The 2,050-nt window shown below is 37.9% G+C and carries 3 protein-coding genes; all 3 read right to left on the bottom strand.

The window, feature by feature from the left end; all coding sequences use genetic code 11:
• Positions 1–320 precede the first annotated feature (320 nt).
• Entirely contained in the window at positions 321–620 is a 300-nt protein-coding gene (locus FTT87_RS15745; protein ID WP_086197100.1) for a NifB/NifX family molybdenum-iron cluster-binding protein, read from the bottom strand.
• A gap of 118 nt (positions 621–738) precedes the next feature.
• Positions 739–999 (bottom strand): DNA-binding transcriptional regulator, encoded by a 261-nt coding sequence (locus tag FTT87_RS15740; protein WP_121523972.1) that lies wholly within the window; start codon positions 997–999, stop codon positions 739–741.
• A 255-nt stretch (positions 1,000–1,254) separates the two neighbouring features.
• Positions 1,255–1,725, bottom strand: a complete 471-nt coding sequence (locus tag FTT87_RS15735; protein ID WP_121523964.1) for a DUF2946 domain-containing protein — start codon at positions 1,723–1,725, stop codon at positions 1,255–1,257.
• Positions 1,726–2,050: the final 325 nt, after the last annotated feature.

The raw sequence follows: 2,050 nt of genomic DNA, 5'->3' as shown, positions 1-2,050 counted from the left end.
AAAATCATTTGAATGATTTCTTCTTGGTCTACGTGCCATAAAATACTCCATATATTGATGTTTATAACATCATTTGGGGAGCAAAATATCACTTATAGGTGTTGTTCAAATTTCCTGATCCACCTCTGTTTTACAAATCAAAAACACCTGATGAAATTCATCAGGTATTTATATGAAATATCGTGTCAACTTATTTTAAGCCTAGGCAATTTAATTTTTTGATTAAATAGCAGTTAGTAAGATGTATTTTATTAGCTAAAGTTCCCACTAACTTTTAATGGAAACTTTAGCTATGGTTTTAGATTTTATTCATAGGCGAGTTAAAGTAAACTGTTAATAAAATTATCAGGATCAATTTCATCCGTCACAATAACATGTACACCAATATTTTTGAGTTTTTCTCGCAATCTGTCACCCATCCCTGTGGTTATGAACATGTCCATAGGTAACAGTTTTTCTAGTACCTCACCCGACTGAGAAAATGATGCTTCTTTCTCCACCTCAATGAGCTGTTTGTCCATAACTTTCCCATCTTTGAGCTCATATTTCCAGAATTTTCGGCATTTCCCGGCATGCGGAGTAATATGACGTCGGTTCTGTGATGTAATTACAATTACCATAAAGATTTCTCCAAACCAAACCGATACTACTGCTCTTTATAGGTATGCATCGGTTCATGATGATTCATAAGTTAAACTTGTAGTGACAAAAACTATTTAAAAACATAGCTAATACCATTCAAGCAAGATTTTCCAAAACAAACTGAGGTGACTTGATAAAGAGTTTTAACAAGGCTTGGGCTGAGCTTGAGGGATGACGAACTCCACGTTCCCAACTTTCTAGGGTACGGGCGGAAATACACAGTTTCGATGCTAGTTCTGTCTGTGAAATATTGAGAGCTTGCCGGATCCTTACAGTTTGTTGTGCTAAATCCAGACAACAGCTGCTATTAAAATCACTTTTTGGGAGATGTGCCTGATCGTGCTGAAGTAGATTCATCATTGTCTCCTCCTTATCGATATACTAGAAAGTTGTAATAACACTTTGAAAAATCCAAAGGTCATTGAGACTGTGACAGCCGGATTTCAAATAAATTTGAATACAGATAAATTAAAAGCCATATTCATTATTACGGATAGGATCACTGTGACTGAAGATGCTAATTGTGAGCTGCTCACATGTTCTGGATAGATGAATATTTTCAGCCATATCGGAAACTGCGGCAGACTGCTCAGCAATACCATATCTGCTGATTTAGTGGATGAGTGTTAAAGGAGGAGCACGACCCTGAGGAATCAGGAACCACAGATCAGGTAGGGACAGCGTATATGGGACAAATGTACTGAAGAACTGCAGTAAGGTCTGAGTTCTGATCAGTACTAGTCTGAGTTTGGTATCGAGTAGCGGTAGGGTATAGCTGTGCACCAGGCAAAACTGGCAGTCATGACCGGTATGTGCATCATCCCGCTCTTGATGTTCATGCCGATCCTGCACATGTGTGAAGACATGTGCAGGATTTTGGTCTGCTCCGCTGGCTTGATTGCTATGCGGATGTGATGTTGCGAAGCTGTGGTGTGGGAGAACGTTAGTAACTTCCAGATGTAATGCTGCGGCAACAGTTTTACATACCGAAAAAACACTGTGTTTTTCTGGTAATAAAGGCTGCAGGAACACAGCGATCTGTAACAAGATTGCTGATAACCCCAGCAATCTTCCCAACATCATGAGCACTTCACTACACTTTTATGGACATTACATAGGTTATAATATAACAAAATATAAAATTTATAATTGAAAAATAGACGATAAAATCGATTTTAATCTGCTACTAAACATAATTTTATTTTTTCTTTATGGAATAGGAAGCGTAAGATCATTCTGAAACGAATAAAGTCTTATTAAAGTTGGACTGCATTGTAGGTTTGAACCGTACCGGGTTTGTCGGAGACTTTTTTATTTAAGTTAGGCCACCTGACCTAACGGGTTAATCTTATCATAGTACATTGCTTCAAACTCAAAAGGCGATACATAACCCAGTGCACTGTGTACA

Source organism: Acinetobacter sp. YH01022, from assembly GCF_013420235.1.
Lineage (GTDB): Bacteria > Pseudomonadota > Gammaproteobacteria > Pseudomonadales > Moraxellaceae > Acinetobacter.
The sequence above is the reverse complement of the archived record's forward strand: the minus strand, read 5'-3'. Positions and strand labels throughout refer to the sequence as shown.

Coding starts and splice junctions, on each gene's coding strand:
- FTT87_RS15745 (WP_086197100.1), bottom strand. CDS start 620: ATGGTAATTGTAATTACATCACAGAACCGACGTCATATTACTCCGCAT.
- FTT87_RS15735 (WP_121523964.1), bottom strand. CDS start 1,725: ATGATGTTGGGAAGATTGCTGGGGTTATCAGCAATCTTGTTACAGATC.
- FTT87_RS15740 (WP_121523972.1), bottom strand. CDS start 999: ATGAATCTACTTCAGCACGATCAGGCACATCTCCCAAAAAGTGATTTT.